This is a genomic window from Psychrobacter sp. PG1 (genome assembly GCF_014897815.1).
Lineage (GTDB): Bacteria > Pseudomonadota > Gammaproteobacteria > Pseudomonadales > Moraxellaceae > Psychrobacter.
Genome location: NZ_JABUZG010000083.1, coordinates 84,950 through 111,693, shown reverse-complemented (window position 1 = coordinate 111,693; position 26,744 = coordinate 84,950). Strand labels below are relative to the sequence as shown.

The 26,744-nt window shown below is 44.0% G+C and carries 25 protein-coding genes; 14 read left to right on the top strand and 11 right to left on the bottom strand.

Annotation, left to right across the window (positions count from 1 at the left end; translation table 11 throughout):
* Positions 1–152 precede the first annotated feature (152 nt).
* Positions 153–854, top strand: coding sequence for a DUF4442 domain-containing protein (locus INT03_RS13105; protein ID WP_193009286.1), 702 nt, complete (start codon positions 153–155; stop codon positions 852–854).
* Positions 855–972: 118 nt separating this feature from the next.
* The gene (locus tag INT03_RS13100; protein WP_193009285.1) at positions 973–1,461 is read left to right on the top strand and encodes a RidA family protein; all 489 of its coding nucleotides are present in this window, start codon (positions 973–975) and stop codon (positions 1,459–1,461) included.
* Positions 1,462–1,483: 22 nt separating this feature from the next.
* On the opposite strand, the gene gspE is transcribed toward INT03_RS13100, so the two are convergent.
* Entirely contained in the window at positions 1,484–3,037 is a 1,554-nt protein-coding gene (gene gspE / locus INT03_RS13095) for a type II secretion system ATPase GspE (protein WP_193009284.1), read from the bottom strand.
* A gap of 161 nt (positions 3,038–3,198) precedes the next feature.
* Here gspE and INT03_RS13090 point away from each other — a divergent pair, with 161 nt between their 5' ends.
* Both INT03_RS13090 and INT03_RS13085 read left to right on the top strand, forming a co-directional pair.
* Positions 3,199–4,023 (top strand): thiazole synthase, encoded by an 825-nt coding sequence (locus INT03_RS13090; RefSeq protein ID WP_087814573.1) that lies wholly within the window; start codon positions 3,199–3,201, stop codon positions 4,021–4,023.
* A gap of 113 nt (positions 4,024–4,136) precedes the next feature.
* Positions 4,137–5,576, top strand: coding sequence for a WS/DGAT/MGAT family O-acyltransferase (locus tag INT03_RS13085; RefSeq protein ID WP_193009283.1), 1,440 nt, complete (start codon positions 4,137–4,139; stop codon positions 5,574–5,576).
* Between the two features lie 53 nt (positions 5,577–5,629).
* Here the strand turns inward: INT03_RS13085 and INT03_RS13080 are convergent, their stop codons facing one another.
* Together INT03_RS13080 and dxs are read right to left on the bottom strand one after the other, a co-directional pair.
* Entirely contained in the window at positions 5,630–6,457 is an 828-nt protein-coding gene (locus INT03_RS13080; protein WP_045452546.1) for an inositol monophosphatase family protein, read from the bottom strand.
* 352 nt (positions 6,458–6,809) lie between these two features.
* On the bottom strand, positions 6,810–8,867 hold the full coding sequence (dxs, locus tag INT03_RS13075) for a 1-deoxy-D-xylulose-5-phosphate synthase (RefSeq protein ID WP_193009282.1): 2,058 nt from the start codon (positions 8,865–8,867) through the stop codon (positions 6,810–6,812).
* A gap of 554 nt (positions 8,868–9,421) precedes the next feature.
* Here dxs and ribA point away from each other — a divergent pair.
* From ribA to INT03_RS13060, 3 genes are all read left to right on the top strand, one after another.
* Positions 9,422–10,093 carry a GTP cyclohydrolase II gene (gene ribA / locus INT03_RS13070; protein ID WP_045452548.1) on the top strand — a complete coding sequence of 224 codons (672 nt, stop codon included), beginning with the start codon at positions 9,422–9,424 and terminating at the stop codon, positions 10,091–10,093.
* A 30-nt stretch (positions 10,094–10,123) separates the two neighbouring features.
* Positions 10,124–11,119: an oxygen-dependent coproporphyrinogen oxidase gene (gene hemF, locus INT03_RS13065; RefSeq protein ID WP_045452551.1), complete on the top strand. Its 996-nt coding sequence runs from the start codon at positions 10,124–10,126 to the stop codon at positions 11,117–11,119.
* A gap of 414 nt (positions 11,120–11,533) precedes the next feature.
* A complete protein-coding gene (locus INT03_RS13060; protein ID WP_045443409.1) occupies positions 11,534–12,004 on the top strand; it encodes a c-type cytochrome in 471 nt (156 codons plus the stop codon).
* 101 nt (positions 12,005–12,105) lie between these two features.
* On the opposite strand, the gene INT03_RS13055 is transcribed toward INT03_RS13060, so the two are convergent.
* The 3 genes from INT03_RS13055 to INT03_RS13045 form a co-directional block, all read right to left on the bottom strand.
* Positions 12,106–13,080 (bottom strand): mechanosensitive ion channel family protein, encoded by a 975-nt coding sequence (locus INT03_RS13055; RefSeq protein ID WP_226950237.1) that lies wholly within the window; start codon positions 13,078–13,080, stop codon positions 12,106–12,108.
* Between the two features lie 123 nt (positions 13,081–13,203).
* The gene (gene gloA / locus INT03_RS13050) at positions 13,204–13,785 is read right to left on the bottom strand and encodes a lactoylglutathione lyase (protein ID WP_193009281.1); all 582 of its coding nucleotides are present in this window, start codon (positions 13,783–13,785) and stop codon (positions 13,204–13,206) included.
* Between the two features lie 152 nt (positions 13,786–13,937).
* The gene (locus tag INT03_RS13045; protein WP_045443399.1) at positions 13,938–14,576 is read right to left on the bottom strand and encodes a carbonic anhydrase; all 639 of its coding nucleotides are present in this window, start codon (positions 14,574–14,576) and stop codon (positions 13,938–13,940) included.
* A gap of 664 nt (positions 14,577–15,240) precedes the next feature.
* Between INT03_RS13045 and potA the strand changes: the two genes are divergently transcribed.
* From potA to INT03_RS13020, 5 genes are all read left to right on the top strand, one after another.
* Entirely contained in the window at positions 15,241–16,503 is a 1,263-nt protein-coding gene (gene potA / locus INT03_RS13040; RefSeq protein ID WP_193009280.1) for a spermidine/putrescine ABC transporter ATP-binding protein PotA, read from the top strand.
* Complete coding sequence (gene potB / locus INT03_RS13035; protein WP_193009279.1) at positions 16,503–17,381, top strand: spermidine/putrescine ABC transporter permease PotB; 879 nt, start codon at positions 16,503–16,505, stop codon at positions 17,379–17,381. Before potA ends, potB begins: the two co-directional genes overlap by 1 nt.
* The gene (potC, locus tag INT03_RS13030) at positions 17,381–18,211 is read left to right on the top strand and encodes a spermidine/putrescine ABC transporter permease PotC (protein ID WP_193009278.1); all 831 of its coding nucleotides are present in this window, start codon (positions 17,381–17,383) and stop codon (positions 18,209–18,211) included. Before potB ends, potC begins: the two co-directional genes overlap by 1 nt.
* 91 nt (positions 18,212–18,302) lie before the next feature.
* The gene (locus INT03_RS13025) at positions 18,303–19,193 is read left to right on the top strand and encodes a LysR family transcriptional regulator (RefSeq protein ID WP_045452563.1); all 891 of its coding nucleotides are present in this window, start codon (positions 18,303–18,305) and stop codon (positions 19,191–19,193) included.
* A 296-nt stretch (positions 19,194–19,489) separates the two neighbouring features.
* The gene (locus INT03_RS13020; protein WP_045452565.1) at positions 19,490–20,035 is read left to right on the top strand and encodes an SMI1/KNR4 family protein; all 546 of its coding nucleotides are present in this window, start codon (positions 19,490–19,492) and stop codon (positions 20,033–20,035) included.
* A gap of 521 nt (positions 20,036–20,556) precedes the next feature.
* On the opposite strand, the gene INT03_RS13015 is transcribed toward INT03_RS13020, so the two are convergent.
* The 4 genes from INT03_RS13015 to INT03_RS13000 all read right to left on the bottom strand — a co-directional run bounded on the left by INT03_RS13015 (position 20,557) and on the right by INT03_RS13000 (position 23,390).
* Positions 20,557–20,928, bottom strand: a complete 372-nt coding sequence (locus tag INT03_RS13015) for a CrcB family protein (RefSeq protein ID WP_045452571.1) — start codon at positions 20,926–20,928, stop codon at positions 20,557–20,559.
* A gap of 55 nt (positions 20,929–20,983) precedes the next feature.
* Positions 20,984–22,042: a tRNA (adenosine(37)-N6)-threonylcarbamoyltransferase complex transferase subunit TsaD gene (gene tsaD, locus INT03_RS13010; RefSeq protein ID WP_193009277.1), complete on the bottom strand. Its 1,059-nt coding sequence runs from the start codon at positions 22,040–22,042 to the stop codon at positions 20,984–20,986.
* 355 nt (positions 22,043–22,397) lie between these two features.
* Positions 22,398–22,907: a c-type cytochrome gene (locus INT03_RS13005; protein ID WP_193009276.1), complete on the bottom strand. Its 510-nt coding sequence runs from the start codon at positions 22,905–22,907 to the stop codon at positions 22,398–22,400.
* An 84-nt stretch (positions 22,908–22,991) separates the two neighbouring features.
* Positions 22,992–23,390 carry a hypothetical protein gene (locus INT03_RS13000; protein ID WP_193009275.1) on the bottom strand — a complete coding sequence of 133 codons (399 nt, stop codon included), beginning with the start codon at positions 23,388–23,390 and terminating at the stop codon, positions 22,992–22,994.
* Between the two features lie 409 nt (positions 23,391–23,799).
* On the opposite strand from INT03_RS13000, the gene rpsU reads away from it, so the two are divergent.
* Both rpsU and INT03_RS12990 read left to right on the top strand, forming a co-directional pair.
* Positions 23,800–24,015 (top strand): 30S ribosomal protein S21, encoded by a 216-nt coding sequence (rpsU, locus tag INT03_RS12995; protein ID WP_010195908.1) that lies wholly within the window; start codon positions 23,800–23,802, stop codon positions 24,013–24,015.
* A gap of 144 nt (positions 24,016–24,159) precedes the next feature.
* Positions 24,160–24,609: a GatB/YqeY domain-containing protein gene (locus INT03_RS12990; protein WP_045443381.1), complete on the top strand. Its 450-nt coding sequence runs from the start codon at positions 24,160–24,162 to the stop codon at positions 24,607–24,609.
* A gap of 47 nt (positions 24,610–24,656) precedes the next feature.
* Here the strand turns inward: INT03_RS12990 and INT03_RS12985 are convergent, their stop codons facing one another.
* Positions 24,657–26,327, bottom strand: coding sequence for a M48 family metalloprotease (locus INT03_RS12985; RefSeq protein WP_226951696.1), 1,671 nt, complete (start codon positions 26,325–26,327; stop codon positions 24,657–24,659).
* Positions 26,328–26,744: the final 417 nt, after the last annotated feature.

Here is a 26,744-nt window from a genome sequence, read left to right as displayed (position 1 = left end):
CGCAGCAGTTCATGCTAATAATAGTAGGCAGACGGCGGTTAATGTACCATAGTAAGCATGGCAGCTTGCACAATAGGCATCCTATCAGCTGCTATGATGAAATATATAACACTCAAAGCGTCATTTAATCTATCTACATTAAGGAATTTTGTATGTCAGGATTATTAAAAAAACTCCCTAGCAAGCTAACCAATAAATTGCCAGCCAAAACCTCTGACAGCACAAGATCGCCCGTTGAAAAACCCAACAGCACGCTCAAGCCCATCAGCAATCAATTCACCAAACTGTTATCTGTTACCAAATACTTGCCTGCCAGCGCACGCTCGAGCATTTTATCCAAAGCCTTTGGTAAAGTGGTGCCATATGTAGGCACAACGGGCGTCTATTATGAAACGGTCGAACCCAACCAAGTCGTGGTGAGCTTAAACAATACCAAAGCAGTGCAAAATCATATTGGCTCTATTCATGCGGTCGCCATTACCTTACTTGCCGAAACAGCGACCGGTTTTATTTTGGGTTTAAACCTACCCTCTGACCGCGTACTATTGATTAAATCGTACTCGGTTAATTTTTATCGCCCGATTAAAAAAGGCCAAATTGCAGCAGTGGCGTCTTTATCGGATGAACAGCGCTTAGATATCCTAAATACGCCAAAAGGTGAAATGGTGATTCCGTGCGTCATTCATGACCGTGAGTCTGACAGTGATCGTGACCCTATCGTGGTTGAGATGACATGGGCTTGGATTCCTAAGTCTGAATTAGAAGCCCGCCGTCAGGGCAAGACCAGCGACAAGCCGCTAGAAGCTGACACTGAATCTAAAACAGAAGTCGAAGCTGAGCAAAACGACCAATAACTGGTTAAGCATAAGTAAGACATAATGTGTCATCTAGTGTGATGAGACATTATGTTTGTTAAACTTGTATAGTGAATTTAGAAAAATTGTGAAAAAAACGTATAATAAGGAGACAGCGATGTCCAAGATTACCCATAAATTGACTGCCCATTTAACTAAGGCGTTGCTCGTGGGCGCGTGCTCACTAGGCCTTGCTATGACAGCAAATGCGGCGCCAATGGCAAATACCGCAAGTCTGACTAAATCTAGCCCTGTGTTTCTTGGTGATGGCGGTAATTATCCTTTTTCAGAAGCAGTACGGGTGGGCGATACGCTATACATGTCTGGACAAATTGGTTTTAAAGATGGCAAATTGGTCAAAGGTGGTGTCAAAGCCGAAGCCAAGCAAACATTGGATAATATCAATGAAACCCTGTTAAAGTACGGCTATCAAAAATCAGACATCGTCAAATGTATGGCGATGCTGACAGACATGGACGACTTTGACGATTTTAATAAAGTCTATAAAGCGGAATTGGCCAAACCTTATCCGGTACGTTCAGCCTTTGGCGTCGCTGAATTGGCGGCAGGTGCCAGCGTTGAAGTTGAATGTATCGCTGCAAAATAACTGTTTTTTTAATAGCCTTATCTTAAACAATCAAAGCGTCCTCTGTTAGGGCGCTTTCTTTCGTCACTCGTAGCACTTCCTCTAACGTCGTACGACCTGCAATGACTTTATGTAGCCCATCCGCACGAATCGACGGTGTCTGCTGACGTGCGTACTCCTCTAGCTCATACTCGGCGGTATTACTATGAATCATACGGCGCAAGGTATCATCAACGGGCACCACTTCATATATCGCCGTCCGTCCTTTAAACCCTGATTGATTGCATTTGTCGCAGCCAACTGGTCTGGGTAGATTGATAGGTGTAGTTGTTAAAGTTTCAGCACCATTCTCTAAAACTGATCCAATACCAATTTCAGTAAATAATTTGGCTTGCTCACTATCAGCCACTTGCCAACCATGACAATGCGGGCATAACGTACGCACCAAGCGCTGGGCGACGACACCAATCAGCGATGACGATAATAAAAATGGCTCAACGCCCATATCTTGCAGACGCGTGACGGCACCAATGGCGGTGTTGGTATGCAAAGTTGATAAAACCAAATGTCCAGTAAGCGACGCTTGTACGGCAATCTCTGCCGTTTCTAAATCGCGAATCTCACCAACCATCACCACGTCCGGATCTTGGCGTAACATCGCACGTAAACTTTTGGCAAAAGTCATATCGACTTTATTATTAACCTGCGTTTGCCCAATGCCATCGAGCTGAAACTCAATCGGATCTTCAGCGGTCAAGATATTACGGGTTTGGTCATTGAGGTCGGTCAGTGCTGAATATAGCGTCGTGGTTTTCCCTGAACCTGTCGGCCCTGTCACCAAAATAATGCCGTGTGGGCGATGAATCAAGCGTTTTAGCTCACTATAATCGTTATCAGACAGCCCTAAATACGTCATATTCAGGCGACCTGCTTGCTTATCTAATAGACGCATAACCACGCGTTCACCAAAGCTTGATGGCAATGTCGATACCCGCACATCAACCTCACGACCTGCCAAGCGCAAGCTGATACGTCCATCTTGTGGCACACGCTTTTCGGCGATATCGAGCTTGGCCATGACTTTGATACGCGACACCAATAATGGCGCTAATTGGCGTTTTGGCGTGATAATTTCTTTTAATTCACCGTCAACGCGAAAGCGAACGACTAAGCGTTTTTCAAAGGTTTCAATATGGATATCTGAGGCATTTAAACGTATGGCTTCGGACAACAATGCATTGATGAGACGAATAATAGGCGCATCATCTTGCTGATCCATCAGATCTTCAGTTTCAGGGACACTATCTGCCAAACTATCAAGATCAGGATGGTCTTCGAGCCCAGCGGCAATATGCTGCGACTCACCAGTATTGCCTGCATAAGCGGCGTTCATGCGCTTTTCAAAGTCATCGGCGCTGATGCTTTCATAAGTGGGCACACCGCGTACACCTTGCTGCTGTAAAAATCGCACTGCCTCATTAATCGCTGATAATGGCGTGGCTTTGGTCAGCACCAAAGTCGCTGGCAGCTCAGGATCAATGGCAAGTATGGCCAAAATTTGATGGCGTTTCGCAAAACTGTACGGCAGTTGCATCATAAAAGCGACCTGATAGATAAAGATAAACTCAGAAAGAAACTCGTGTCAAAGCGTGGCAAACGTATTATGCTTAACTGGCTAAACCAAAAAAGACTGCAAGTAAGATTGCGTGATTTTGTTATAATAGCATTTTGTTTTACTCGCCATTAGGATTTTCAGTTATGTCAGAGAACACAAGCACTGCTACTCATCCGACGCCCCTTTTACAAGACACTTTTACGGTCGGGAGTCGTACTTTTTCTTCTCGCCTGTTGGTCGGTACAGGCAAGTATAAGGATATGACTGAAACGGGCGCCGCCATTGGCGCGTCGGCAGCAGAGATTGTCACCGTTGCTATTCGTCGTACCAATATTGGTCAAAACAGCAATGAGCCCAATCTACTTGATGTGATTTCCCCCGATAAATACACCATTTTACCCAACACTGCTGGTTGTTTCGATGCCGAGACTGCCATTCGTACCTGTAAGCTTGCTCGCGAGTTGTTAGGCGGGCATAATCTGGTTAAGCTTGAAGTATTGGGCGATGAAAAAACCCTCTATCCGAATGTGATGGAAACGCTAAAAGCTGCCAAAGTATTGATTGATGACGGCTTTGAAGTGATGGTTTATACCTCAGATGACCCTATCGTCGCTCAAGAATTAGAAAGTATGGGCTGTGTGGCAATTATGCCACTTGGTAGCTTGATTGGTTCAGGTCTTGGTTTGCTGAATCGTCACACCCTCAGCCTTATTATCGAGAATGCCAAAGTACCGGTATTGGTCGATGCAGGCGTTGGCACGGCCTCTGATGCAGCACTGGCTATGGAGCTTGGCTGTGATGGCGTCCTGATGAATTCGGCGATTGCCAATGCGCAAAACCCAGTCATGATGGCCCATGCCATGAAGCATGCCATCTGGGCAGGGCGCGCAGCGTTTTTGGCGGGTCGTATGCCAATGCGTAAAATGGCGACTGCGAGCTCACCGCAAACAGGATACTTTTTTCAATAGCTTTTAAATTTAATGACCATTATTAAATTCATAGTATTTAATAAAAAGTCAGCTATAAAATAATAATAAAAGAAGTAACTCTTACTCAACTTATCGTCATAAAAGGATTTATTATGCGGCTTCTCACAGCAGTCGACCAGTTGTTTTTACTTCTTGAGTCGCGTAAACAGCCCATGCATGTTGGAGGTCTATTCCTATTCGAATTGCCAGAGAATGCGGGTAGCGGTTTTGTTTGCCAATTGGTCAAACGAATGCAAGATTCTGATGTGTCGCCTACCTTTCCTTTTAACCAAGTGCTTGAGCATTTGGCTTTTTGGAAAAAGGACAAGCATTTTGATGTTGAGCATCACTTGCATCATGTTGCCTTACCAAAGCCTGCACGGGTTCGCGAGTTATTGATGTATGTTTCAAGAGAACATGGTCGGCTGTTGGATCGTGCCATGCCATTGTGGGAATGTCATGTGATTGAAGGTATTCAACCAGAAAACGAAGGCGACCCTGAGCGTTTTGCTCTATATTTCAAAATTCACCATTCGTTGGTTGATGGCATTGCTGCCATGCGCCTTGTCAAAAAATCATTATCACAATCGCCCACTGAGCCAGTAACGCTACCGATTTGGTCATTAATGGCACGCCATCGCAATCAAGTCGATGCGATTTTACCCAAAGAGCGCTCCGCATTACGCATCATTAAAGAGCAAATATCTACCATTAAGCCTGTTTTTACCGAATTACTGGATAATTTGAAAAATTACGGTGATGACAGCTATGTCGGTACTTTTGATGCACCGATGAGTGTGCTTAATAAACGCATCTCAGCATCACGGCGTATAGCCGCGCAGTCTTATGATATTCAGCGTTTTAACGATATTGCTGAGCGACTAAATATCAGTAAAAACGATGTGGTGCTGGCGGTATGTGCGGGTGCCATTCGTCGTTATCTTATATCCATGGATGCGCTGCCTAGCAAGCCGCTCATTGCTTTTGTACCCATGTCGCTGCGTACGGATGACAGTGTGGCAGGCAATCAATTATCCTTTGTACTGGCCAATTTGGGCACGCATTTAGATGATCCTTTGAGCCGAATCAAACTGATTCATCGCAGTATGAATAACGGCAAACGCCGCTTTCGACGTATGAATCAAGCCCAAGTGATTAACTACAGCGTGATTGCCTATGCTTGGGAAGGTATCAACTTAGCGACCAGTCTATTTCCCAAAAAGCAGGCGTTTAATCTGATTATCTCTAATGTGCCTGGTTCTGAAAAACCACTATATTGGAATGGTGCACGTTTACAATCGTTGTACCCTGCATCTATTGTCTTCAATGGTCAAGCAATGAATATCACCCTTGCTAGTTATCTAGATAAGATTGAATTTGGGATTACGGCTTGTAGTAAAGCACTGCCGCATGTGCAAGAAATGCTGACGCTTATTGAAGAAGAGTTGCAACTGTTGGAAACCACCAGTAAAGCGCTTAAGTTCCAAGGCATTACGGTTGAAGATAAAAGTAGCTATAAGAATAATGGTAAAACAAAAAAGCTGGCTCCATAATGGAACCAGCTTTTTAGTGTTAAGTTGTCTTAATAATTATGCTTAAGTGGTACTTAAAATGCATCACCCCACGTTGGGACAACCACTTGCATCAATGGCTTCAATAACTTAATGTTACAGGCGAAAATAGAGCCTGAAGTCATTGAGTTGTGTGCGCCTGTATGGTCAACCACCACGCCACGTGCTTCGGTCACGATAAGCTCGCCTGCTGCGATATCCCAAGGCTTAATTGACATCTCAAAATAACCATCAAAACGACCGGCAGCGACATAACACAAGTCAAGCGCAGCTGAGCCTAAACGACGAACTTGACCGCCTGCTTCAGAGATTTTTTGCAAGCTTTCAAAATGCTGCTTGGCATAAGAAATGACTTCGCCATTGCGTTTACGCTCAAGCGGATGACCAGTGGTAAATAGACCGCCATCAATCGTTTTGCGCTCGCTCACTTGCATGCGGCGATTGTTCAAGCGCGCGCCTTTACCACGGCTAGCAGAGAACATCTCATCACGGACAGGGTCATAGATCACGCCATGTTGGGTCACGCCTTTATGCTGTACGGCGATAGACACACAAAACTGAGGCACACCATGGACGAAGTTTTTGGTGCCATCTAGCGGATCAATAATCCAGCACCAGTCCGCATCTTCACCGCGACCTTCTTGCATACCAAACTCTTCACCCAAGTACGAGTGATTTGGATAGCTGGCTTTTAGGGTTTCAATCGTCAGCTCTTCGCTAAAGCGATCAATACGCGTAACCAATCCATCAAGCCCTTTTGACTCAATATCCAACTCGATTTTATGGCGGTTTTGATGCGCATATAAAATCTCTTTACCAACTTTTTCAGCAGTACGTGCTGCGATGACGACCATGGGTTCCATAAATAACCTATTTGCTTGATGAATGAATGTCAAAAATAAGACGAACTCTGTGCCCACAACATGCCAATCAGCCGCTGCATCACACTGTATTTATACGATTAAAAAAATGCGCCATTTAAAAGCGATGATCGCATTATACTAAAATTGTTCGATAAAAAACGAAAAAAACCATGACGTTCGCCAAACCAACCCAAATTCTGGTGGTCATCACAAACTGCGTAAGTTGTAAAAAAGTCGGCACCTACGACTAAGTAGGCGTTCGCTCTATCGATCGAGCTTTTATCTATTTAACCAATACTCTGTCCAAATGACAGCTAAAAATCTTAAAAACGTTCAAAGATATAACTTAAACTTACAACAGCAACTTTTCAAGCTGCCTTACCACACCAGTAACATCTAAACCACAATCAGCCATTTGCTCTGCTTGTGAGCCATGGGCGACAAAGCGATCTGGAATGCCGATATTAATAACGGCAGGGCGATTGTTTTTAAAGGCTGGCGATTCGTTAAGCAAATATTCATTTACCGCACTGCCCGCGCCGCCCATAATCATGTGCTCTTCCAAAGTCGCAATGTGTGTAATACCTTGCTCTAATAACGTTTCTAATAATGCCGTGTCTAAAGGTTTTACCCAGCGCATATTAATAACATGTATCTGACAGTCTGATTCTATATCATTGTCAATTAGGCTTTCTGCCGCTTGCTGAGCTGTCGCAACCATGGTGCCAAATGCGAGTAGCGCCAGCTTTTTAGGCGCACCCTCACTACCTAATACCGACTCTACCACTGCCTCGCCAACGTTATAAGTCTGTGCTCGCAATTCAATAACTGCGCCAGTACCGACACCGCGCGGATAGCGTACTGCCGTACAGCCTTGGTATTCATAACACGTATTAAGCAGATGGTAGCATTCGTTTTCGTCTTTTGGCGCTGCAATCAGTATATTGGGCACGCAGCGTAAAAAGGCAAAATCGAATACGCCTGCATGCGTTGCACCGTCTTCACCGACTAGGCCAGCACGATCAATAGCAAACATCACATCAAGGTTTTGCAAAGCCACATCATGAATCAGCTGATCATAGCCACGTTGCAAAAACGTCGAATAAATCGCCACAATCGGTTTGACGCCTTGGGTTGCCATACCAGCAGCCAATGTGACTGCGTGTTGCTCAGCGATGGCTACATCAAAAAACCGCTCCGGAAATTGACGGGCAAAATCAATCATCCCCGAGCCTTCTTCCATAGCAGGTGTGACGGCAAGCAGCTTATCGTCATCAGCAGCCTTATCACATAAGAATTGCCCAAATACTTGCGAGTATTTTAACGCAGGTTTGGTGCTGGGCAATGATTTTTCTGTGGCGACAGCCTGAGTATCATTCTTGACTTCGACAGGAAGCTTGCTGATAGCATGATAGCCAACGGGATCTAACTCAGCTGGGGCAAAACCTTTGCCTTTGGTGGTATAAATATGGACTAAAACAGGCCCTGTTATCTGCTTGGCAAGTGATAATACCCGCAGTAGCTCAGGGATATTATGACCATCAAACGGACCAAAGTAGGTAAAACCAATCGCTTTAAATAAATTGTCTTCTAACTGCGGCACATCACGCATCTCTTTGTGACGCTTACGGCGATCAAAGCCTTGCATATCAGGGCGTTGGCATAGTACTGGCTCGCCTGCATCAGAGATATCAACCTGATATCCTGACTCCCATAGCATCGCTAAATGCCGTGAAAAACCACCGATAGAACAAGAGATTGACATGTCATTGTCATTTAAAATGACCAATAAATCCGCATCTTGTTGCACCGCATCATTCATCGCTTCAAACGCCATACCACCGGTCATTGCACCATCACCAATGATACAAGCAACGGTTTGCGCGCGACCTTGATAGCGCAGTGCTAAGCTCATGCCTAGACCAGCTGAGATTGACGTCGATGAATGACCAACGCCAAAGGTATCGTAAACGGATTCTGCACGCTCAGGAAAAGCAGTCAAACCATCTTTCGAGCGAATCGTCGCCAACTGATCACGGCGACCTGTCAAGACTTTATGAGCATAGGCTTGATGACCCACGTCCCAAACGATTTGATCTTGCGGCGTATCTAGTAAGTAATGCAGCGCAATGGTCAACTCAACCACGCCCAAATTGGCACCAAAATGCCCACCGCTTTGACCTGCTGAATACAATAGAAATAGCCGCAGCTCATCAGCCAACGTGATAAGTTGAGCGGTTGTCAGAGTATTAAGATCAGCTGGCGCTGCAATGCTATCCAGCAAAGGCGTATCAGGACGGACGCGTGGAATCACAGTATAAGTCTGCTGTAAATTCGACAGCTGGGCAGCAGAATCGACAGCTGGCATAGATACGGACTGAGACTGTGGGGAATGAGGTGACTGCTGCATAAACCGTACGATACCTACCAATCTGCTGACAAGACAGCCTCTTAGTGCATAATGCTACCTAAGTGACGTCAATAATATCTACACCATTATTGGTGTAATCGACCATATAACTGTTCATAAATTTATTCAGGCAGCCTCTATGTCTTTATATAAACATATAGAAGCTGCGCCGAATAGCACGTACGCTGCCGTAATGGACAGCGATGGAGCTTTGCTTTCGCGCTTTCATAACAAGGGATAATATTATGCCTTATTATTCTGCATCAATATTGGATGTTAGTGACGACATAGTAATGTAAGGGCAAAGACTTGTCACTGTATCCGTCAAAATAGTATGGCATAATAGCATTTATTTTTAATTGTCGCTTTAATCATCGTGCGTCGTTTGTGAACTTTGTGTGTTTTTATAATAAAGACAATCAGCATGCACTCTTTACGAATGAATTATACTGGCATAATCCTACTTTCATCATGCAGCTAGGATGTCATCGCTGTTTTAATATGGTTAAAAAAGACCCTCTACCGCCACGCTTATCGGCTTATGCAGGACATTAATGTCATATCAATTTATTACCAGTGCCAAACTACCTACTCGTCATGGCGAGTTTGATATTCATATCTTTGAAAACGACGAAGGTCAAGAGCATGTGATGCTGACTGTCGGTCTACCTGTCGTCGATCAACATACGGCGGACAACTCCCCGAGTCAAACGGACGCCACGCGAGCAGAAAAAACCATTCCATTGATTCGTATTCATTCAGAATGCTTGACGGGCGATGCTTTTAGCTCATTAAAATGTGACTGTGGACCGCAGCTCAACACGGCGATGCAGGCAATACAAGAGACTGGCTGCGGGGCGATATTATACTTGCGCCAAGAAGGTCGCGGTATTGGTCTGACCAATAAGATTCGCGCTTACGCCCTGCAAGACCAAGGTCATGATACTTTAGATGCCAACCTCATGTTGGGCTTACCCGCTGATGCGCGCATTTATGATATGTGCGGCCCGATGCTCGCTCATATCGGTGTTGACGCCGTCAGACTCATCACCAACAATCCAGACAAAGTGGCTTATCTAACCGAGCACGGTATTAATGTCGTGGAACGCGTGCCTTTATTGGTTGGGGTGAATGATATGAATGCTGAATATTTAGCGACCAAGCGCGACCGCATGGGTCATTTATTAGATAAAGATTTCAATACCGCGTTACATCTTAATAAGTAGACATCAATACACTAAATAAATAGATATTTTATGAGTATTTCAAATACAGATAATAAGACAGAGCTATCAGCGACAGACTTAACAGTGCCAGCCAATAACGACATCATGCGTGTGCGTGAATTTCTGGTCGATTTGCAGGCTCGTATCTGTCAAGCCTTAGAGGCGCAAGAGCGCGATGGTGGCGGCAATGCAACCTTTGTGCCTGATGACTGGGAACGTCCTGAAGGCGGCGGCGGTCGCTCGTGTGTCCTAGCAGATGGTGAGGTGATTGAAAAAGCGGGTGTAATGTTCAGTCATATTCACGTGCATAACTTGCCTGCTTCAGCCACTGCACGCCATCCCCATATCGCTGGTCGTAAAGCCCAAGCCATGGGGGTCTCATTGGTTGTCCATCCCAAAAACCCGAACGTCCCAACCAGCCATGCCAATGTGCGTTTGTTCGTTGCTGAAGCTGAGGGCGAAGACCCTATTTGGTGGTTTGGTGGTGGTTTTGATTTGACGCCGTTTTATCCCGTACTCGCTGATTGCGTGCATTGGCATCAAGTCTGTCATGATCTGTGCGCGCCTTTTGGTGACAGCGTCTACCCTGACTTTAAGCAATGGTGTGATGAGTATTTTCACCTACGTCATCGTGATGAGCAACGCGGTATCGGCGGCTTGTTTTATGATGATGTCAATACAGAAAGTCGCGGCTGGGACTTTGAAACCTGTTTTAATTTTATGAAGGCGGTCGGCAACGGTTATCTTGACGGTATCATGCCCATCTTTGAGCAGCGTAAAGATACCCCTTATACCGAGGCACAGCGCGAATTTCAGCTCTATCGCCGTGGTCGCTATGTTGAGTACAACCTTGTTTATGACCGCGGCACGCTATTTGGACTACAAAGCAATGGTCGTATCGAGTCTATCTTAGTCAGTATGCCGCCGCTTGCCAGCTGGCATTATCGCTTTGAGCCGACTGAAGGCTCGCCTGAGTTTGCATTGACCGATTTTTATCTAAAACCACGCGATTGGTTGACTCTATAGTTTGTGTGAATATAATAAAGGCTAAGGTATTTATTAGCTTGTCTTTAGAGAGTATCAAGAAGGTCAGCTATCCACGCTGACCTTCTTATATGAGCGCAAATTTATATGGGCGCAAATTTATATGAACGCTAATCACTGACTCAAAAATTACGATGATATAACAACTAAATTTACGTCCACTGCACGGATAACCGTTACAATGAAAACTATTGTTGGAAAAATCCTTTAGAAGCGAATGCGTTTCCAAAAGATGATGAGGTAATTTTTATAACAATACGCTTTATTTAAAAGCAGTATTTAAAAGAAACCTTTCGATTTAGAAGAAGCCTTTAAAGGCTGTTATTTAAAAACAGTATGTAAAGCCAGCGTTTATAAGCGCGCCTACTACTAACCAATTTTACAGGAGTAATTCACATGGCACAGGTTCATACCAACCAATCACTAAAATCTATCTTTGGCATCACATTGATGGCAGCCGCCCTAGGTCTAACAGCGTGTAGCACTGCCACTGACCCTGATGTAAAAGCCCGCCAAGATAGCATGAAAAGCTATGGTGATGCGATGGGTGTCATGGGTGATATGATGAAAGCACCTGACACCTTTGATGCCGCCGTATTCAAAGAGCAAGCCGCATTTTTAGCAGAAGACGCTGCTACGCCTTGGAGTCATTTTGAAAATAAAGAAGCCGTTGGCAATGCGACTGATGCCGTTTGGTCAAATGCCGATGGTTTTCGCGCAGAAGCAGAAAACTTTCAAAAAGTCACTGCTGAGCTGAACGCTGCTGCACAAACAGCCACTAGCATCGATGATGTCAAACCAGCCTTTGGTGAAGTCGGCGCCAGCTGTAAATCATGTCATACCGATTTTAAAGTCAAAACTGACTAAATTGATATTGTAAAAAATCCGCCATGTCATTTGATATGGCGGATTTTTATTTCGAAAATATTGTGTAAAAGGCCGTTCTTTAAAATAACGTGCTAAAAAAATCATTCTGCCACAGCTTTATTAACATCGATCGCCTTTTGCTCATGCAATTTACTCACAATCGATGTCACTGATGGATCACTCAAATCTATCGTGCGTATCGGGAATGGAATGTTGACGCCTGCTGCATCGAGTGCGCTCTTAATCTCAACGATCACTTGATGAATCGAGGTCACTTTGTTGGCTTGGGTGCCATCTTCGATAAACCAACGTACCATCAAATCTATCGTTGAATCACCAAAGCCCGTAGCAATCACACTTGGCTGCGCTTTCTTCGATACGCTTTCGACTTTATCTAACGCTTGTAGAATCTCAGCTTTTGCTGCTTCGATATCATCTTCATAGCCAATACCGACAGCCACTTGCAAACGGCGCTGCTTATAGGCGGTATTGACCGTCAATGCTGAGGTGTAGAGGTCTGAATTGGGAATAACCACTTGCCGACCGTCATACGTCTTGATAGTCGTGGCGCGTATTTTAATATCCTCAACCGTCCCTTCATAGTCGCCTGAGACAATCTGATCACCGATGCGAAACGGCTCTGAGATCAGCAGCAAAATACCAGAGAGCAAGTTTTGAAAAATATCTTTAAAGGCAAAACCAATAGCGACGGAACCAATACCGAGTGCGCCAATCAGCTTAGCAGGCGTAAATCCGGGCACGGCAATCACCATAGCAATCATAAAACCGATAAAAATGATGAGTGCGCCGCCTACTCGCTGAAACACTTTAACCAAGTTCTGATGCCGACTGCGACTGCCTAAAAGTTTGTATACCACTTTTTTGAAGACAATCGATAGAAACCAAAAAATCAGAATAACAATAATTGATGCGACAAAATAGGGAATGCGTTCAACAAAGCCAACCACTATCTCATTTGCTGAATCAATGATGCTTTGATATGTCAGCACATCCGTTGTCACTGGTTCAGCCGCTATATTGGTATTTACTGTCGTTTCTGCCTCAGAGGTAGGCATCTAGATGTCACTCCTTTAGTTGGTTGGCTTTATGCTTCCATTCACTCGATTAATTGATTGTTTGACTAGGGCGTGTCCTAGACTAACTGACGTATTGCCGTATAGACGTACCAGCCTGTCAAGCTAGCCCATTAAATCTGCTTGTACAATTTCAATCCAGTAACCATCAACATCTTTGATAAAGGCAATGTTTTTCATACTGCCATCTTCTGGACGTTTTTTGAATTCGACATTATTTTTATCAAACCAAGCAACCGCTTCATCGAGACTAGGTACGCTAAAGCAGATATGTCCAAAACCTTGTGGCTCACCATTACCATCATGATAACTAAAGTCAGCTTTCGTTTCGGTACCATAATTATGGGTCAATTCTAAAATGCCACGTTGACGGAAGGCAAAGATTTCCAAATCATCACCTGCGGGCAAATTGTTGCGCTCGCTTTCGGTTAATTTGGCTAAAAAATATAAATCAAAACCCATATCAGGGAATTTTTTGACCGCCAGTAAAGTCATACCAAGGACACCAGTATAAAACGCCAACGACTTGGCAGGATCTTTGACACGTAGCATGGTGTGGTTAAAAGTAAAACCTGTCGTCTGTGCTGAGATAGGCTGCACACCATCGGTATTGACGCTGCTCGTTGGCTGGGCGATAAGTGATTCGTTATTATTATCAGTGGCTGAGCCAGTATTTGCTGTAGACATAGTCATCCTAATATTGACAAAATAGAGAGTTTAAAAGCAAGCGCGTGAATATTTTTTACGCGCTTGACCCTTTTATCATAATAAAAAATCGCGAAAGCATTGAGTGGGTTTTGTAAGAGCGCACACTGGGTGCTACCCATTTAACCGATTAATTAGCTGTCTAAGAAACGTACTTTTCCTGTCTCTAAATCATACTCTGCACCAACGACCAGCAATTGACCGCTATTGGTTAAATCCTCTAATGCCCGCGAGCCATGTTTGAGCTGGCTAACTGACATACGGACGTTAGCGCGGATAGAGCGATCGACCAACTCGTCGGCATCGACATCTTGACCATTGGCAGTGGCAAGCTCATGCAAGTTATAAACGCTTGGGCGAATGCGATCGACAATCGACTGCAAGTTGGGCGAATAGTTTTTCTCAGGATTGATCAGTGTCTCAACACAAGCCGTGACCGCGCCGCAATGTGAGTGCCCAAGCACGACCACCAATTTTGTACCGAACTTTTCGGCCGCAAACTCAATCGAGCCAATCTGTGAAGGCGCGACGACATTACCCGCGACTCGAATAACGAACAAATCACCCAAGCCTTGATCAAATACAATCTCAACTGGTACTCGTGCATCCGAGCAACCCAAAATAATGGCCAATGGATCTTGATCTTTAACCAATTCAGGTCGTCTTTGCATTGTTGGATCAGTAGTGGTCAAACTATCTATGTAGCGCATATTGCCTTCTTTTAAAAGCGCAAGAGCTTCTTGACCGGTTTTCGGGCGTGTATCGTTAGGCATAAGACATCCTTTATCATTAATAATATTAGCGTTATAAACAGCTTTCCACACATGTATTCAAACATAGATTTGCGAATGGCTACTAACCTATCAGGCGCATTATGTTTGTCTGCCATACCGTGATTGTATAGGAATAAAAACCAAAAAATGATAAAAAATTTTGTTTAAATATCGTCATAGAATGGCAGTTATTGCTAGGGTGTATCCTCATTTTAAAAATGGTGATAAAAATGAGATAAATTGCCGTCAAACAAGGAAAATAGCGCACATAATATCGAGATATTAAGAAGCTATTTGACGATGTTTGGCAAAATTTAGCTATTTTTAGCCCATTTAGAAAGTAATCGATTGAATTGAGGACACGCCCTAATCATACAGAATTATAAAGTTGGAAGTGAAACTGAAAAACAGAAATGCATTAGCCAAAACCGAGCATCAAACAGACAACACCGAACTATCAAGCATCAACAGCCATTGACAGCTTAATCGTGTTGCTCGCAGAACTTATAACGAACTTGCACTGATTTATATCAAGGGTTTGTTATAATACGCGGCGACCAAATCGGGTTTACACCCATCGCTTATATCCATATCAAATCACCTTGACCACAGTGTCCTAAATAAATAGCTGTACTGCGATGTCGGACACGTAGGAATAAATATTATGACCAATTCACCGCCAAATATGCACAGAGCCTCTGCATCAGCTCAAGATGACAAAGTACTACTGCAACTGACTGGTCTAAAAAAAACCTATGATCAAACTGAAGTATTAAAAGACATCAATCTTGATATCAAGCACGGTGAATTTTTGACGCTGCTTGGTCCATCAGGCTGCGGTAAAACAACCTTACTGCGCCTAATCGCTGGTTTTGAGCAGCCAAATGCTGGGGCAATTTATCTAGACGGCGTACAGATGGCAGGCTTGCCAGCGGATAAACGTCCCGTGAACACAGTATTTCAGCAGTACGCCTTGTTTCCGCATATGAGTGTCGCACAAAATGTTGCTTACGGGCTTAAGCTCAAAAAAGTACCAAAAGATGAGATTCAAACCCGCGTGCGCGAGATGCTCGCCATGGTACAGCTGGAGCATTTAGCCAATCGCAGGCCACAAGACTTGTCTGGTGGTCAGCAGCAGCGTGTCGCTATTGCACGAGCCGTCATCAATCGCCCTAAACTGTTGCTACTTGATGAGCCACTATCTGCGCTCGATCATAAGCTGCGTTTACAAATGCAATCTGAGCTTAAACGGCTGCAACGAGAGCTTGGCATCACTTTTGTATTTGTCACCCACGATCAAGAAGAAGCGCTATCGATGTCAGATCGTATCGCCGTGATGAAAGATGGCTCTTTTCAGCAAATCGGTACGCCTATTGAGATTTATGAAACGCCGGCGAATTTATTTACCGCCAAGTTTATCGGTGAGACCAACTTATTTAAAGCGGAAGTCAGAGGCGTTTATCCTGAGCAACCAGATCGCGACGGTCGCGTGACCAATGGCCGTATCGAAGTCGAAGTTTGTGAAGCACAAGCGCAAGACGGTCCGACCACCTTACGCAATTTACGCCGCCCTGATTTTGCTAACGATGTACAAGTGGGCGATATCGTTAATTTATTGCTACGTCCTGAAGATTTGCGAATTTATGACCCCAATGATAAAGAACATGGTGGCTTACTCGGGCGAGTGATTGAAAGCAACTATAAAGGTAGCACCTTAGATTCGATTATTGAGTTAGCAAACGGTCACATTATTAAGGCTTCTGAATTCTTTGATGAGGATGATCCAAGCTTTGATTACAAGTTAAATGAAGGTGTCAAAGTATCATGGGTCGATGGCTGGGAGTGGGTACTACCAGAAGACGGTACGCTTGATGATGAAGCCAATCATCAAGCTGCCAGTTTAGCTGCTCAAAAGGATATTAGCTGATGGCAGGTCATAGCTTAGGCAGCAAAAGTCCTTTTCGTACCGTAACGCTCTGGCTGATTTGGGGTTGGTTACTGATATTTGCGCTATTGCCAAATATCTTAGTCATCGCTGTCAGTTTTTTGAGCCGCGATAGCAGTGCTTTTATTAGCTTGCCTGTCAGCATCGACAGCTATATACGCATGATTGATCCGCTATATTTTGGCGTATTTATTCATTCATTATGGATGGCAGGCATCACAACCATCATCTGCTTGTTACTTGGCTACCCTTTTGCTTGGCTGATAGCCAAAGCCAAAACGCGTTGGCAGCCGCTACTCATGATGCTGTTAATACTACCATTTTGGACCAACTCGCTTGTGCGTACTTATGCACTCAAGTTACTGTTTGCCAATAACGGTTTGATTAATAAATCACTGCTGGCAATCGGTATCATCGATACTCCTATCGATATTTTATACACGCAAGTGGCGGTGATTGCTGGTTTGACGTACTTATTGTTCCCATTTATGGTGTTGCCGTTATACGCAGTATTTACCGATTTGCGCAATGACATGCTACTCGCTTCACAGGATTTGGGCGCATCAAAGACCCAGACTTTTTGGCATATCATATTGCCATTGACGACGCCTGGCATTATCTCAGGGGTATTATTGGTGCTGCTGCCTGCGATGGGTATGTTTTATGTGGCAGATATTTTGGGTGGTTCACGCAATTTATTGGTCGGCAATATCATCAAAAACCAGTTCTTGGATGCGCGTGACTGGCCATTTGGCGCAGCTGCCAGCGTGTTATTAACACTAGCAATGGCAGTACTATTACTCGCCTACCGTGCCAGTAGTCGCCGCATTGGCAAGACCGACTTTAATGAGGTGGCCTAATGTCTGATAGTTCACTGAATCATCAACTGAATAGCTCGGCAACTAAAAAAAGATCGTCTATTAAGATTGGCAGTATCGCGGCTAAAGGCTATCTTAGCCTCATTTATACCATGCTGTATTTGCCAATTATCGTCTTAGTCGTCATGTCCTTTAATAAATCGAAAGTCGGCTATAACTGGGGCGGCTTTAGCTTAAAGTGGTATGAGTCGCTGTTGAATAACCAAGCGATGCTCGATGCTTTTTGGCATTCTATTGTATTGGGATTGGTCGCAGCCACTGTCTCAACTTTGATAGGAACGCTAACTGCTCTCGCCTTACATCGCTATAACTTTCGCGGTAAAGGCTTATTAAATGGGCTGTTATTTGTATTAATGATGTCGCCTGAAATTGTACTCGCTATTTCATTATTGGCATTATTCTTATTAATAGGGTTGCAATTAGGGTTCGTCTCGCTGTTACTCGCGCACATTACTTTTTGCTTACCGTTTGTAGTCATCACGGTGTTTGCACGATTGAGCAGTCTGGATGAACGCTTAATGGAAGCCGCACGCGACTTGGGCGCCAATGAATCAACGATGGTGCGTACCGTACTCATTCCTGTCATTCTGCCCGCAGTGATGGCAGGTTGGCTACTGGCATTTACCTTATCGCTCGATGATGTGGTGGTTTCTACCTTTGTCACGGGGCCCAGTTATGAGATTTTACCGCTACGAATTTATTCGATGGTACGGGTAGGACTCAAACCAGAGGTCAATGCCATTGGGACGATTTTATTGGTTGCCTCGCTGATATTGGTCATTATTTCGCAGCTATTATTGCGTCGACGCTAATTTATTGCTGATTAAAAATCGGACTTTGAATGAAAATCAGCGCTATATCAATTATAATGAATTTTTCTCACTTTAGCGGTTAGGTTGTCTTATGTTAGAGCTTCGTCATCTCAATACCTTAACCGCGCTACGAGCGCATGGCTCATTGGCGGCGGCTGCCGATGAATTGCACGTCACGGCTTCCGCGGTCTCGCATCAGTTAAAAGAGCTAGAGAATTATTACGATATCAGCTTGGTCAATCGCCGAACACGCCCGCTGACTTTTACGCCAGCAGGTAAAACGGTACTGGCATTGGCAGATAGCATCATGCCGCAGGTCACTCGTACCAAATCCAACCTTAAACGCTTAGCTCACGGTCAAGCGGGTAGATTACGGCTAGCCTCTGAATGTCACAGTTGCTTCGATTGGCTAATGCCGATACTCAATCATTACCGCCGCGAATGGTCTGATGTAGAGCTAGATTTTGCGACTGGTTTTGAGCCAGAGCCGCACCACTTATTGATGGAAGGTGATATTGATTTACTCATTACCACCAGCGATTTACCGATAGACGGTATCAGCTATCAGCCGTTATTTGAGTATGAAAGTCGCTTGGTGCTATCACCAACGCATGATTTGGCGGCGCAGAAATTTATTGAGCCAGATGACTTAACCAATGAAACCCTGATTGCGTATCCAGTGGAAGCCAAGCGTCTCGATATTATTGCCAACTTTATGACCCCTGCGCAAGTAAGCTTTGATAGTATTCGCACTACAGAGTTGACGGCGATGCTGATTCAATTGGTTGCTAGTGAACGCGGTGTGGCGGCGTTACCTGATTGGGTGGTTGCTGAATATGAGAAAAAAGGCTGGGTCGTCTCGCGTCCATTGGGTACGGGTGTGCATTGTCAGCTATATGCAGCGACGCGCACATCAAGCCAAGATACCGCTTATATGCAAGGATTTGCGAATTTGTTAGAAGGTATTGTGAAGCCGGTGTAGTATTTCACTATCTACTAAATTATTCCCGTTAAGAAATATCATCCGCTCTCTTACGCTATGACGAGCGTTATGGTAAATAACGGTACCCTAGTGAGGACTTGAACATCTAGCTGTATGTCATATGCGCTGATAGATTGATCTGCTGAAAATAATAGCAGTGTACTTGTGAGTGTACATAAGGCTGATATTTCGAGGATAATTGTAGAGATACACCTGACATTGATTGTGTTTCATATTTTTTAAGATTTTGATAATGTAAGATGTAGAAATGTAAACTTAAATCAAGGTATAAATTAATGGAAACAAAGTATACAGCAGCTAACCCTTTTGGAGAGCTTAGCACTAAGGTACTAAAAGATTTTGAACAAACAATACAGTATCGTTTGCCAGAAGATTATCGTAAATACCTCCTTAATTTTAATGGCGCAGAGCCTATTAATACTATTTGCAATATATCAGAAGATGAAGGTATAACGATTATACACGGTATGCTAGGTATACATGATGGTCCTGAATACGTTCAATTAGAATCAAACTTTGGTGATGACAACAGCACAAGGAAAACAGGGTTACTGGCATTTGCTTATGATGAGGGAGGTAACAACTTTTGCATTTGTTTGCTGCCTAAGCAATACGGCAAAGTATACTTTTATGATCATGAGTCTTCTTATGCTGATGACATTAATACTTTAATCAAAATAGCTGATAGCTTTGATTGTTTCATTGAATCCTTAACTTCCAGAGAAGAGTATGAGAACAGCTTAGAGGATACTGATCCAGAGTTTTATGCAAGATTACAGTATGCAAGATTACAGTATGCTAAGAACAATCCTCAAATATAGTTTAATAGGGTGTATAAAGGTCGATTTTTGATGGTCGCCTTCATTTCTACTAATCCATGATCGGTGCGCTATACAGGCATCGAACATATAATGACAACTCATAGAGTGGATATATTTTTCAGATTTTTTTGTAATCCTTATACAAGGTCTTATAATAAGAGAGTAATAACTTGATGGACGTAGATAAAGATATAGTAATCCCGATTGCATTTTTAGCTCTTGTAGCTATCTTAAACATTATCCGTTGGGCTTTTTATAAGACTACAGACTATAAACAACCAAAACATATGTACTGGTATTTATTTGTTCTAGCTATGTTTATATCTGGATTTGTTCCAATATTTATTTAATTAAAGAACCTTAGTTTTGTGTTGCATTAAACGATCAAGCGATACCCTTAGGGTATACCCCAACGGAACCACCTAATTAGGCTGATTAATCAATTAATAGACCACTTAAAACAGACTGGTATAATGGAACCACTTATATTAGACCATTATGCGAATGGCATCTATCAAAGCTTATAAAACCAGCTTAAAGAAGTAAAATCCGATAGCCGTTGCTAGTAACGTCAGTCCCAGATGTAGTCCGACCAATCCCAAACCTGCTAATAATTTACCAGCGTTGATAAAGGTAAAAACTTCTGCACTAAAAGTACTAAAGGTGGTCAATCCGCCCAAAAATCCAGTAATCACAAATAGTCGGACATTGGGCGATAAACTGCTGCCCACGCGCTCAAACCACACCAGTGCCAACCCTATTAATAGTCCACCCAATACATTGGCACCAAGCGTCCCAAGGGGTATCCAGTGATGCAGCGGATTAAAGCGAGCCAACCATGCCCGCAGGCAAGCCCCAATGGCAGCCCCTAGTCCAATAGCAAGCCACTGCATAGTTTATCCTTAGGTTAATAAAGGTTAACGGAGATAGTATTGAGCAAAGCCGTCTTTACACTGCTGGTAGCTCAGTCATCGGCCAACGCGGCACACAGCTCACCGCTAAATCATCAGACTGCCCTGCATGCAGGCGCTCATAACCGGCATAAGCAATCATCGCCCCATTATCAGTACATAATGCAGGCGGCGCATAATGCACAGTGGCATTTATCTTAGCAAGCTCGCTCTCCAAAGTTTCACGCAAATGAGCGTTGGCACTGACACCGCCCGCAATCACCAATCGACTCATCTCTACTTGCTTCAGTGCTTTCACGCACTTTCTCACCAGCGTATCGACGACTGCATGCTGAAAGCTGGCGGCGATATCGGCGCGAACTTGCGGATCGCTGTCCGCATTATTCCCTGAGCCACCTGAACCATCGGTGTCTTTAATAAGATTATGCACGGCGGTTTTCATACCACTAAAAGAAAAGTCTAGGCCACGATGTAGCATCGGTCTTGGCAAATTGTAAGCAGTTGGGTTGCCTGTTTCAGCCAATTTGGCAATATTAGGGCCACCCGGATAGGGCAAACCTAGCATTTTGGCGGCTTTATCAAAGCATTCACCTGCGGCATCATCGATCGACTCACCCAATATCTCATATTGCCCAACACCACGTGCGGCGATGAGTAATGTATGCCCACCTGAGACCAATAACGAAACAAACGGAAAGGCGGGTGGATTGGCACCCATCAGCGGTGCGAGCAGATGTCCTTCCATATGATGGATACCAATGGCAGGGATATCCAAACCATACGCCAAACTTCGCCCAAATAATGCGCCCGTCATCAGAGCGCCAATGAGTCCGGGTCCCTTGGTATAAGCAATGGCATCAATCTCGCTTTTCTTCACATTGCACTGCTCTAACAACTCATTAAGCAAAGGCACCAACTTACGAATATGATCGCGGCTGGCAAGCTCAGGCACAACGCCGCCATATAGTGCGTGCAGCTCTATTTGTGAATACAGAACTTGTCCAACCAGCCCTTGATTGTCACTATTCATCTGCTCACTGTCAAAAATCGCCAGACCTGTCTCATCACAAGAAGTCTCTAAACCCAATACTTTCATATTTTTGCCTTTATCATACTTTGGTCTGCGTATTATTTTTTACAACGTTGCTATCTTTTAGGTCGTGTCGTCTTTTTAAAAATGGTGATAAAAATGAGATAAATTGCCGTCAAACAAGGAAAGCAGCGCAAATAATATCGAGATATTAATAAGCTATTTGACAATTTTTGGCGATGTTTGACAAAATTTAGCCATTTTTAGCCATTTTTAGCCTATTTAGAGGTTAATCGATTGAATTATTGAGGACACGCCCTCGTATTTGCCAAAAAACGTGCATAAAAAAAACCGCCATTGTCAGTCACAATGACGGTCAGTTTAACAAATTTCAATGGTCAATATCTCTTAATATACCGGATCAGCTAACTGCTTCAATCATGTAATCTACAGCTGCGTAAACTTGGGCTTCACTGACCTTGTCGGTGGCTTGGGCTGGCATCTTATTAAAGCCTTTTGCCGAATGCATGTGCAGCGTCTCTGTGCCTTTAGCCAGACGCGGCTCCCACGCGGCTTTATCACCATATTTCGGCGCGTTCAGCAGCCCTCCTTCATGACAAACCTTACAGTTGGTCTCATAGAGCTTGGCTCCTGCATCGGCAGCCAACACTTCTGGCTCCGCAGAGATTTCCTGCATTGGCTCATCTTCAATGACCGTCGTCTCATTATCTGCCGCAGGTTCAGGTGTAACGACCTCAGGTTCGACTATAGGCGCGTCTTCTACCACTACCGTTGTATCAGCAGATTCATTGGCAACAGCAGGCTCTTCGACCGCTACATTGTCACCACTACAAGCAGTGATTGCTAATAGCGCACTTAAACTGATGGCAGATAAGACCAGTTTATTCATACGCTGCTGTTTACCTATCATGATCACACCTCTATTCGATATTTCATGTTAGCGACTGTTTATGACAGCGCATAAATTCAAAACCTATCAACACACAAACCGTGATTAGTTCGTAGCTGGTTCAGCGTCAGCAGTAGGCGTTGCCGCCGTATCAGCAGCTGGCACATCTGCACTACTAGCTGGCATAACTGCACTGTCAGCGACAGCAACATCGCTATCCGTTGCATCTGTCATATCAGTAGCAGTCGTCCCTGCTTCAGCAGTTGCAGCACCTTCTACTGTGCCATCAGCTTCAGCTACTGGCGCTGGAGCCGTTTCTGGGAACTCCATTTTTTCAGCTTCAGGTGCGTTTTTGCGAGCCAGCTCAGCGGCTTCATCAACGCGATCTTTCGCCAATACTTCGTGTGATTCGCCTTCTTTTTCACCACCACAAGCGCTAATGCCAAAGCCAAGAGCAATGATAAATGCGGTGCTTAGCGCTGTATTTAGTCCTGTTTTTTTCATTCCAACATCCTCAATAAAATACACATAAAATGGTTAATATGCTGACTATTATATGCAAATTATCATAGCATAAACTCCAACCAAATCGTTATAGACAGTAGGGTTTTTTATTCATAGTAATTTTATACTTTGCATTTATAGTTTCATTAAAGCTGGAGCAAAAACCTGCGTTCTAACTACTTTTAGAATTGTCTCTGCGCATTGCACCTTGCAACTTAATGATAAATATGGATTAATGTGCTAAAATCATTGACTTAACTGACATTTTTTATTAAAATGCTTGCCCTTGTGCTCATGCGCAAGATTATCCTAGTTTGAGCTGATGCCTGTAATCTTGAGATATTACGGCTAAATACTAATACACAGCCAAACTAATGCCCTTATATCTCATCCTAATCGAGGAGTCTTCATGCCTGCAGTTAAGGTTAAAGAAAACGAACCAGTTGACATCGCTATCCGTCGTTTCAAGCGTGCTTGCGAAAAAGCTGGCGTATTATCAGACGTACGTAAGCGTGAGTTTTATGAAAAACCAACACAAGTACGTAAGCGTAAAAAAGCTGCTGCCGTAAAGCGTTATAAGAAAAAATTACAACGCGAAACTATTCGTACCACTCGTATGTACTAATCGATAATTCGATTAATTAAGTACAAGTGCTACATTAACGCCACTGTTATCCATTGATATCAGTGGCGTTTTTTATGCTACAATTTTTATTATTATTGCTTAAAAATTTGAATAAATACCTCTTAATAAATAAGGATAATAACAATGAGCCAACTTAAACAGACTTTATCAGACAATGTCAAAGTATCTATGAAAGCGCGTGAGCTTGAGCGTGTCAAAGTACTACGTAACGTGCAAGCGGTTATCAAGCAAATTGAGATTGACCGTCAAATAGAGCTTGATGATGCGCAAGTCTTAGATATACTGCAAAAGCAGCTAAAACAACGCCATGAGTCATTGACTATTTTTACCGAAAACAACCGTGATGATTTGGCAACCAAAGAGCAGTTTGAGATTGATATCATCAATGAGTTTATGCCAAAACAAATGGATGATGCTGAACTTGCGGCTTTGGTCAATGCGGAAATCGCTGCACAAGGCGCAACCTCTATGCGTGACATGGGCAGTGTGATGGGTGTATTAAAGAACAAAACCGCAGGACGCGCAGACCCTGCGCTCATCTCTAAGCTGGTGAAAGATGCGCTGCAAGGCTAGTAATTAGTGTCATCAAAAGCTAATGACGACATCGTAAAAATAACCGCCTAAGGCTCAAAGTCTTTGGCGGTTTTTACTGCTTTGATTTCTGCATTAATATTAGCAAGCAATGGACGGGCGCTACTGGCTTGAGCCGTGGTTTGTAGTTTTTCCGCCAGTTGTTTGGCTTGGGTGAGTGACGTCAACGCACTCTCGTAACGACTACTCCATAGTTGGTCATGACTGCGATAGCGTAGCGCGTTAATGGTGGCAATATTTTTCAGGGACGCAGAGTCGGTCGTTTTTGCCAGTTTTTCATTGGCCAGTTGCAGACTTTGCCAAGCATAACGGTCGCTTGGCTGCTGCTCGGTCAGTGGCTTGAGTAGTGCTTGGGCTTTGATTGGCTGATTGCTATTGGTGAGCGCTTCTGCCAAATAAAGACGCAGATCACGACGCTCAGGATAAACACGCTGCTGGCTGGCTAATACGTCCGCCGCTTGTGACCATTTATTCTGCTCCGTTAGAATTTGGCTATGAGTAATTGATAGTAAAGGCTCTAAATTTTGGCGCTGCGTAGGCGGCAGTCGATTGATTTCAGCCAGTAAATCGCTTGCCTCTGTAAAGCGTTGCTGTTCACCATACCAGTTCATCAAAGCCAATTTGGCACCTACGCTATTTTTAGCAGCCGTCATTAGCACTGTCTCTGAGGCATGTTTACCCGTACTTTGGACACGCCAGTAGAGCAGATCAAATAAAGCCTGATGGCGCTGCTGCTGATTTAGTGACAGTGAAGGATAATGCTGGGCACGACTTTGCGCTTCACTTAAGCGCTCATTACTGAGTGGATGCGAGCGTACGAAGCTTGGTAAAAATCGATTTTCAATTTGGTTGAGCTGGCTGCGTTGATTCATCGTGGCAAAGAATCGCGGCATCGCCCTTGGGTCGTAGCCTGCTTGGGTCATGATTTGCATGCCCACCCGATCGGCCTCGCGCTCATTATTTCGACTAAATGCCATCGTGCTGTTCATCGTTGCCGTTTGGCTGCCCATCATCACTGCTACCGCTGCATCACCATCGACCGCCGATGCTGCAATCGCTGCCAGCATACCGCCTATCTGCATCAGCAAGGCCTTTTTGCGCTCATCAGCACCACTTTCGTAATGGCGCTGACTGATGTGAGCAACTTCATGCGCCACCACACTGGCAAGCTCATCCATACTGCTAGCGGCCAGAATCGTCCCTGTATTGAGTCCAATGACACCGCCTGGTGCTGCAAAGGCATTGATACTTGGGTTATCAATGATAACCAAACCCATCGGCGCTTGCTGCCTTGCTTGCGCATTGAGACGCCAAGTCATGTCTTTGACCGTTTCTTGAATCCAAGGATCATGCTCCATTTTGATACGACCATTGACGTTCCGTAACGACCATTCGCCGAGCAATTTATTTTGATATTGCTCAGCGAAGCTCAAGCCTTGTCCGCGCAAATTGGGCAGATTTAGTTCTTCTGAGCCGCTGGTTTTCCATGAATTATAATTGGATGCCATCGCTTTGCTGCTCGTATTAGCATTATTAAAACTATCCTCACTCATGGCAGCAGTGGTCATCGTCATTAGTACCGCCGACAATGCCAATTTAATAGCGCTCGATAATGCCATCGAACGCTCGGCACTTTTACATTTTTTTTCCTGGGTCATGGGCGCATTACCAAGTATCGATTGTCTATTAAAATGGTTCAAGTGCGTATCCTATGCAAGTGAGTAATGATACTGTTTTTGAAGTAAGGTGTTTTTGAAATAAGATATTTTTGAAGTAAGGTTTTTTCGACTGATTTTTTAACTAAACGTTTTTCGACTATACGAGCTTGCTGATATAAGGTCAATTCTAGTCTGCATTCGACTACCAATAACTCAGCTGCCCGTCACTATTGCGCAACATGGCTTTAGTCAATCCCCTATAAAATGAATATGGCGTCAGGCGCGCTCAGTCTACTATTTTTAGTACTTTTGCTAGCCTTCCTTGTATCTAAATTATCTTGAACAGACTATATGTGATTCTAATGAACTGAATGTGACGTTGATTATATTCAACTTCAACTACATATCGGCTATTTGGTATAATGACATTTCATGACTATAGGGTCTGGTCGCTGCCGA